Origin of the sequence: Kitasatospora sp. NPDC059571 (genome assembly GCF_042735675.1) — a bacterium.
Lineage (GTDB): Bacteria > Actinomycetota > Actinomycetes > Streptomycetales > Streptomycetaceae > Kitasatospora.
Map to the genome: position 1 here is coordinate 1 of NZ_JBHWBW010000365.1, position 8,076 is coordinate 8,076.

Below are 8,076 nucleotides of genomic sequence, written 5' to 3' on the forward strand. Positions count from 1 at the left end.
TCGCACTCCGAGGAGTCGCCGCGCACCCACGCCCGGCTGCTGCACGGCGCCCAGCTCTGGGTGGCCCTGCCGGACGCCCACCGGAACACCGAGCCGCACTTCGAGCACCACCCCGACCTGCCCCGGGTCACCGCCGCCGGCCTGGACGCCCGGCTGATCCTCGGCACCCTGGACGGCGCCACCTCGCCCGGCACCACCTACTCGGCGCTCGTCGGCGCCGACCTGACCCTGCGCGACGGCGCCGAGCACCGCCTGCCGCTGCAGCGCGACTTCGAGTACGCGGTGCTGTCGATGTCCGGTTCGGTGCTGGTCGACGGCGTCCCGGTGGAGCCCGGATCGATCCTCTACCTCGGCTGCGGCCGCGCCGAACTCCCGCTGCGGGCCCGCTCCGACGCCTCGCTGCTGCTGCTCGGCGGCGAGCCCTTCGAGGAGCGGATCGTGATGTGGTGGAACTTCGTCGCCCGGACCGACGGGGACATCAGGCAGGCGCGCGAGGAATGGATGACCGGTACCCGCTTCGGCGAGGTGCACGGCTACGACGGGGCTCGGCTGCCTGCTCCCGAGGTGCCCCAACTGCCCCTGAAGCCACGGGGAAGGGCGCGCTGACCCGCAGGGCGGCCCGCCCGGAGCCGGGCCGTCGCCCGGTCAGGGGCGGGGCCAGGGGCGGCCGCTGACGCGTTCGATGTCGGTGTTGAATCGCTTGAGGCAGGCGGCGAAGACGGCGACGTCCTCCGGGGACCAGTCGGCCATGACCCGGTCGAGGCCGTGGACCATCTCGGTGCGCGCCTCCTCCAGGCGGCGGGTGCCCTCCTCGGTGACCCGGAACTTGCGGGCGATCCCGCCGTCCGCGTCGGGGATGCGCTCGACCAGGCCCGCGCGCAGCATCGCGGCGGTCTGCCGGTTGAGGGTCGACGCGTCCAGGCCGAAGGCCTCGCTCAGCTGCCCGATGGACATCGGGCCCTCCATGCGGAGGCGGCTGAGCAGGATGTAGGCGCTGCGGTCCAGGTTGCCGGCGGCGCTCCGGGCGGTCATGTGGACGTGCCGTCCGAGCAGCATGGTCTCGTACTCGATCACGTCCGTCGGCTTCTCCACGGCGCCCTCTCCGATCTTCGCGGCTGCTCGCCAGTATGCACAGTCCTCGGGATGTGCATCATGCATGCATTGTGCATCAACCATGCGCTATGTATCGTGCACACCTGGCGGGGCCGGGCAGACCGCCCGCCCGCCGGGACAAGCGAGACAAGGGAGAGCCACATGGACGGCGCAAGGCCGACCGCCCGACCCGGAGCCGTCGTCGCCGTCCTGGCCACGGCGGGCATCGTCGCCGCGATCATGCAGACCCTGGTGGTGCCGCTGATCGGCCAGCTGCCGGTCCTGCTGCACACCTCGGCCTCGAACGCCTCCTGGGCGGTCACCGCCACGCTGCTCGCCGCGGCCGTCACCACCCCCGCGATCGGCCGGCTCGGCGACCTCTACGGCAAGCGCCGCCTGCTGCTGGTCTGCATGGTGCCGCTCATCGCCGGCTCGGTGGTCTGCGCCCTGGCCGGCTCGCTCGTCCCGATGATCGTCGGCCGCGGACTCCAGGGCATCGGCATGGGCATGGTGCCGCTCGGCATCAGCTCCCTTCGCGACGTCCTGCCCCCGGAGAAGCTCGGCTCCGCGATCGCGCTGATCAGCTCCTCGCTCGGCATCGGCGGCGCGCTCGGCCTGCCGATCGCCGCCGCGGTCGCCGAACACGCCGACTGGCGCGTGCTGTTCTGGGGCTCGGCGGTGCTCGGCGCGATCGTGGCCGTACTGATCCTGGTGGTGATCCCCGCGACCCCCGCCACCGCGAAGGGCAGCTTCGACCTGGTCGGCGCGCTCGGCCTCGGCGCAGGCCTGGTCTGCCTGCTGCTCGGCGTCTCGAAGGGCGCCGACTGGGGCTGGGGCAGCCCCACCACCCTGGGCCTGCTGATCGCCGCGCCCGTCCTGCTCCTCGCCTGGGGGCGCTGGGAGCTGCGCACCGCGGCGCCCCTGGTCGACCTGCACCTCGCCGGCCGCCGCGAGGTCCTGCTCACCAACGCGGCCTCGGTCGTGGTCGGCTTCGCCATGTACGCCCAGGCGCTGATCGTCCCCCAGCTGCTGCAGCTGCCCGTGGCCACCGGCTACGGCCTCGGCCGGTCGATGCAGGCCACCGGGCTCTGGATGGCGCCGTCGGGCCTGATGATGATGCTGGTCTCGCCGCTCGGCGCGAAGCTCTCCGCCGCCCGCAGCCCCAAGGTCACCCTCGCCCTCGGCAGCCTGGTCATCGCGGTCGGGTACGGCTCCTCGATGGCCCTGCTCGGCTCCGCCTGGGGCCTGCTCGTCGTCACCTGCATCTGCAGCACCGGCGTCGCGCTCGCCTACGGCGCCATGCCGGCCCTGATCATGGGTGCCGTGCCGCAGTCGGCGACCGCGTCGGCCAACAGCTTCAACACCCTGATGCGCTCCATCGGCACCTCCGTGTCGGCGGCGGTGGTGGGCGTCGTGCTCGCCCGGATGACCGTGGACCTCGGCGGCCGCGCGCTGCCGTCCGAGGCCGGCTTCCGCACCGGACTGCTGATCGGGTGCGGCGTCGCCCTGCTGGCGGCGGCCGTCGCGCTCACCATCCCCGCCCGGCGGCCCGCCCCGGCCGCCGGGGCCGACCTCCCCGCCGGACCGCTCGACGAGCCCGTCCCCAGCGCCGGCCGCGGCACCGCCTGACCGGCGGACCCGACCGACCCCAGGTCCCGCCGGTCCCCGCCGGCGGGGCCTGCGCCGTGCCGGCGGGCCGGCCGCAAGGGGGTGCGGGCGCCCCGCCGCGTCAAGGATCCGTCAAAGTCGGCCGCGACCGCGTCAAGGGGGCGCACGGAACGGCCGGTGCCTGCCCGGGACCACCCAGGATCGGAGCTGAACCGACCCCGGAGGCACCCGATGTCCGAACCCCGCACCGGCCCATTGGCGGCCGACCTGCCGCGCACCGCCGCGGCCCGGCCCCCCGGACCGGCGCCCCGACCGGGGCACGAACCGGACCGGCTGACCGCCCTCGGCGGACTCGCGGCGCTCTCGCTCGACGCGATGGCCTCCGTGGCGTACGGGCCGGAGTCGATCGTGCTGGTCCTCGCCGCGGCGGGCTCCTACGGGCTCGGTTTCACGCTGCCGGTGACGGCGGCCATCGCGGTGCTCCTCGCCGTGCTGGTGGCCTCCTACCGGCAGGTGATAGCGGCCTTCCCGGACGGGGGCGGCTCCTACGCCGTGGCCAAGGCGCACCTCGGCCGGCGCGCCGCGCTGGTGGCCGCGGCCTCCCTGGTCGTCGACTACATCCTCAACGTCGCGGTATCGGTCACCGCCGGCGTCGCCGCGCTGACCTCCGCCCTGCCCGGCCTGTACGGCGACCGGGTCTGGCTCTGCCTGGGCGTGCTGGCGGTGGTGACCGCCGTGAACCTGCGCGGCATCGCCGAGTCCGCGCGCTGGTTCATGGCGCCGACCGCCGTGTTCGTCGCCTCGATCCTGGCGATCATCGTGGTCGGCCTGTTCCGGGACGCCCCCGCGAGCACCGCGGCCGCCGCGGGCCATGCGTCCGCGCTGGCGGGCAACGCCACCACCGTCGGCGTCCTGCTGCTGCTCAAGGCCTTCGCCTCCGGCTGCTCGGCACTGACCGGCGTCGAGGCCGTCGCCAACGCCGTGCCCTCGTTCCGGACACCCGGCGTCAGACGCGCCCAGCGCACCGAGGTCGCCCTCGGCGGCCTGCTCGGCGTGATGCTGATCGGCCTGGCCGTCCTGATCGGCCGCTTCCACCTCCGGCCCGTCGAGGGCGTCACCGTGCTCGCCCAGCTCGCCGACGCCTCCCTCGGCCACGGCTTCGGCTTCTACCTCGTGCAGGGCGCCAGCGTCGTCCTGCTGGCGCTGGCGGCCAACACCTCCTTCGGCGGCCTGCCGGTGCTGATGCACCTGCTCGCCCGGGACAACCACCTCCCGCACGTCTTCGCCCTGCGCGCCGACCACCGGGTGCACCGGCACGGGGTGCTCTTCCTGGCCGTCGTCTCCGCCGCGTTGCTGGTCGCCTCCGGGGGTGACGTCAACAGCCTCGTCCCGCTCTTCGCGATCGGCGTCTTCGTCGGCTTCACCATCTGCCAGGTCGGCATGGTCAGACACTGGCGCCGTGAGCGCGGCCCCCGCTGGCAGGGCCGGGCCCTGCTGAACGGCTTCGGCGCACTGCTCACCGGCATCGCCGCCCTCGTCGTCACCGCCACCAAGTTCACCGAGGGCGCCTGGGGCGTCTGCCTGGCACTGCCGCTGCTCGTCCTGCTCCTCGAACTGATCCACCGCACCTACGCGCGGATCGGCGAACGCCTCCAACTGGGCCGCATCCCCGGCGCGGTCACCCGGCAGCGCTCGCTGGTCGTCGTCCCGGTGCACGCCATCACCCGGCTCACCCGGGACGCGCTCTGCGCCGCCGTCTCGCTCGGCGACGAGGTGCTCGCCGTCACCGTCGTCCCCACCGAACCCGACGCCGAGGACCGCCGCAGCGCCGAGGCACTGCGCCGCGACTGGGAGCTGTGGCAGCCGGGCGTGCCGCTGGTCGAGGTCGCCGACGCGCACCGCCGGCTCGGCCGGCCGCTGGCCGGCTTCGTCAACGGCCTCGGCGCCGCCAACGCCTACGACCGGATCACCGTGCTCATCCCCGAGGTCGAACCCGCCCACCTCTGGCAGCGTGCCCTGCAGAACCAGCGCGGCGCCGTCATCGACCGCGCCCTGCGGCGGCACACCGACGCCGCGGTCTGCCGCCTGCGGCTGCGGATGCAGCCCGACCCGGCCCGGCGCCCCGGCCAGGGCTTGTCGGACACGCCCTAGCCCTCACCCGTCGGCCCCGGCATCCCGGTGCCGAGAAGAAACCCCGCCCGTGCGACCGTGCCTCACCGAAAGAGCAGCGCCCATGCCCCGCGACCTCACCGCCGGCACCCCCTTCCGACGCGGACGGCTCCGGGTGTACCTGGGAGCGGCCCCGGGTGTCGGCAAGACGTACCGGATGCTCGACGAGGCCCGTCGGCGCAGCGAGCGCGGGGCCGACGTGGTGGTCGGGTTCATCGAGTGCCACGGCCGGCGGCACACCGAGGAGATGCTGCGGGGCCTCGACACCGTCGGCCGGCTCACCCGCACCTACCGCGGCACCGAGTTCACCGAGATGGACCTCGACGCGGTGCTCGCCCGCCGGCCCGAGGTCGCCCTGGTCGACGAACTCGCCCACACCAACATCCCCGGCGGCCGCAACGCCAAGCGCTGGCAGGACATCGACGAACTGCTCGACGCCGGCATCGACGTCATCACCACCGTCAACATCCAGCACCTGGAGTCGCTCAACGACGTCGTCCGCAAGATCACCGGCATCCCGCAGCGGGAGACCGTCCCCGACGAGGTCGTCCGCCGCGCCGACCAGATCGAACTGGTCGACATGGCCCCGCAGGCGCTGCGCCGCCGGATGGCCCACGGCAACGTCTACACGGCAGAGAAGGTGGACGCCGCGCTCTCCCACTACTTCCGGGTCGGCAACCTCACCGCGCTGCGCGAACTCGCCCTGCTCTGGGTGGCCGGCCGGGTCGACGAGGGCCTGCGCGACTACCGCGCCACCCACAACATCGACCGCGTCTGGGAGGCCCGCGAACGCGTCGTGGTCGCCCTCACCGGAGGCCCCGAGGGCGAGACCCTGATCCGCCGGGCCGCCAGGATCACCGACCGGACGGCCGGCGGCGACCTGCTCGCCGTCCACGTCACCCGCAGCGACGGCCTGGCCGGCGCCTCCCCGGGCACCCTCGCCGAACAGCGGCAGCTGGTCGAATCCCTGGGCGGCAGCTACCACGTCGTGGTCGGCGACGACATCCCGACCGCGCTGCTCGCCTTCGCCCGCGCCCACGACGCGACCCAGCTGGTCCTCGGCACCAGCCGACGCGGCCGGCTGGCCCGCTTCCTCACCGGGCCGGGCATCGGCGAGACCACCGTCGACGCCTCCGAGGACATCGACGTCCACATGGTCACCCACGCGTTCACCGGCCGCGGACGACTCCCCGCGCTCGGCCGCCGGCACTCCCCGCGCCGGACCGTCGTCGGCTACTCCGCCGGCCTGCTGCTGCCCGTCCTGCTCACCGCGGTGCTGTCGCCGCTCACCGGCACCCTCAACCTGACCACGGTCGCCCTGATCTTCCAGCTCGGGGTGGTCGCCGTCGCCCTCCTCGGCGGGGCCCTGTCCGCCCTGCTGGCCTCGCTCATCGCCTCGCTGCTGCTCAACTACTACTTCATCCCGCCCGTCCGCACCTTCACCATCGGCGAGCCCAACAACGTCATCGCCCTCGTCGTCTTCGCCGCCGTCGCCCTCACCGTCTCCACCGTCGTCGACCGCGCCACCCGGCTGACCGCCCGTGCGGCCCGGGCCACCGCCGAGGCCGAGACGCTCTCCACCCTCGCCGGCAGCGTGCTGCGCGGCGCCGACGCCCTGCCCGCGCTGCTGGAGAAGACCCGCACCGCCTTCGGGATGGACTCGGTCGCCCTGCTCGACCGGGCCGGCGGTGCCGTCGTCGCCCGCAGCGACGCCGGCGGCGACCCGACACCCGGCCGGGCCGTCACCGAGGTCCCGGCCGGCAGCGGCGCCTCGCTCGTCCTGGCCGGCCGCCGGCTGCCCGCCGCCGACCAGCGCGTCCTCACCGCCTTCGCCGCGCACGTCGCCGCCGCCCTGGAGCGCGACCGGCTCGCCACCGTCGCCGCCGAGGTCGAACCCATCCGGGCCGCCGACCGGATGCGCACCGCCCTGCTCGCCGCCGTCAGCCACGACCTGCGCACCCCGCTCGCCGCCGCGCTCGCCTCGGTCGGCTCCCTGCGCAGCCCCGAGGTCAGCTTCTCCGAGGAGGACCGGGCCGAACTCCTCGACCTGGCCGACGAATCGCTCGTCAGGCTCACCCGGCTGGTCGACAACCTGCTCGACATGAGCCGGCTCCAGGCCGGCGCCCTCACCCTCCACCTGGAGCCCACCGACCTGCGGGACGTACTGCCGCGCGCCCTGGACTCGCTGGCCGACCGCGACGCACCCGTGCGGCCGCTCGGCCTCGACGTGGCCCCGCCCGTGCTGGCCGATGCACCGCTGCTGGAACGCGTACTCGCCAACGTCGTCGCCAACGCCCTGCGCCACAACGCGCCCGGCGCCCCCGTCCTGGTCAGCGCCAGCAGCCTGCACGACCGGGTCGAGATCCGCATCGCCGACCGCGGACCCGGCATCGACCCCGCCGACCGCGACCGCGTCTTCCTGCCGTTCCAGCGCCTCGGCGACACCGACAACACCACCGGCGTGGGCCTCGGCCTCGCCCTCTCCCGCGGCCTCGCCGAGGCGATGGGCGGCTCGCTCGACATCGAGGACACCCCGGGCGGCGGCACCACCATGCTGCTCACCCTGGCCGCGGCCCCCGTCCCGGCCCCCGGGCCCGACCCCGGGATCTGAGACCGGGAGCCTCCGCCGGCGGCGCCGTCCGATCGATCAGTTTCGGAGAAGCCCGCGGCCGAGGCCCGAACGTACCGTGGGATCACCGGCGGATCCCGTAGGACCGCTGCGGCACTACTTCGAGATCCAGGAGCACCCCCATCATGAGCAGCGGCATCAGCGTGATCATCTACCACGTCAAGGACCTGGCCCGGGCCAAGGAGCTCTACGGCACGTTCCTCGGTGTCGAACCGTCAACGGACAGCCCGTACTACGTCGGCTACGAGGTCGGGGGCCACCAGATCGGCCTCGTCCCCGACGCCCACGAGCGCGCCCTCACCGGCCCGGTCTGCTTCCGCGACGTGCCCGACATCGCCGCCGCCCACCGGGCCCTCATCGCGGCCGGCGCCGAGTCCGAGGAGGAGCCGCACGACGTCGGCGGCGGCATGCTCGTCTCCTCCGTCAAGGACGTGGACGGCAACGTCATCGGGCTCCGCCAGCACCCGTGATCCCGCGTCCTGCCGGATCGGCTGCCACGGCCTCCCGGCGCCGGGCGCGGGCCCCCCCCCCCCGCGCGCGGCGGCGGGGGGCGTGGGGGGGCGGGGGGGGCGGCGCCG

General features: G+C 74.6%; 6 protein-coding genes. 5 read left to right on the forward strand and 1 reads right to left on the reverse strand.

Features of this window, described 5'->3' with window-relative positions:
* The coding region (locus ACFV0G_RS29630) for a pirin family protein (protein WP_380554714.1) at positions 1–606 on the forward strand (606 nt) is incomplete at its 5' end.
* Positions 607–645: 39 nt separating this feature from the next.
* Here ACFV0G_RS29630 and ACFV0G_RS29635 read toward each other — a convergent pair.
* A complete protein-coding gene (locus ACFV0G_RS29635; RefSeq protein WP_380554717.1) occupies positions 646–1,092 on the reverse strand; it encodes a MarR family winged helix-turn-helix transcriptional regulator in 447 nt (148 codons plus the stop codon).
* A 162-nt stretch (positions 1,093–1,254) separates the two neighbouring features.
* Here ACFV0G_RS29635 and ACFV0G_RS29640 point away from each other — a divergent pair, with 162 nt between their 5' ends.
* From ACFV0G_RS29640 to ACFV0G_RS29655, 4 genes are all read left to right on the forward strand, one after another.
* Positions 1,255–2,721, forward strand: a complete 1,467-nt coding sequence (locus ACFV0G_RS29640) for an MFS transporter (protein ID WP_380554720.1) — start codon at positions 1,255–1,257, stop codon at positions 2,719–2,721.
* Positions 2,722–2,931: 210 nt separating this feature from the next.
* Positions 2,932–4,851 carry an APC family permease gene (locus ACFV0G_RS29645; RefSeq protein WP_380554721.1) on the forward strand — a complete coding sequence of 640 codons (1,920 nt, stop codon included), beginning with the start codon at positions 2,932–2,934 and terminating at the stop codon, positions 4,849–4,851.
* A gap of 82 nt (positions 4,852–4,933) precedes the next feature.
* Positions 4,934–7,480, forward strand: a complete 2,547-nt coding sequence (locus ACFV0G_RS29650; protein ID WP_380554722.1) for an ATP-binding protein — start codon at positions 4,934–4,936, stop codon at positions 7,478–7,480.
* Between the two features lie 143 nt (positions 7,481–7,623).
* Positions 7,624–7,968, forward strand: coding sequence for a VOC family protein (locus tag ACFV0G_RS29655; protein WP_380554723.1), 345 nt, complete (start codon positions 7,624–7,626; stop codon positions 7,966–7,968).
* Positions 7,969–8,076: the final 108 nt, after the last annotated feature.

Bases quoted from the DNA above. Each gene is read 5' to 3' on its own strand.
- ACFV0G_RS29645 (WP_380554721.1), top strand. From the start codon at position 2,932: ATGTCCGAACCCCGCACCGGCCCATTGGCGGCCGACCTGCCGCGCACC.
- ACFV0G_RS29650 (WP_380554722.1), top strand. From the start codon at position 4,934: ATGCCCCGCGACCTCACCGCCGGCACCCCCTTCCGACGCGGACGGCTC.
- ACFV0G_RS29640 (WP_380554720.1), top strand. From the start codon at position 1,255: ATGGACGGCGCAAGGCCGACCGCCCGACCCGGAGCCGTCGTCGCCGTC.
- ACFV0G_RS29655 (WP_380554723.1), top strand. From the start codon at position 7,624: ATGAGCAGCGGCATCAGCGTGATCATCTACCACGTCAAGGACCTGGCC.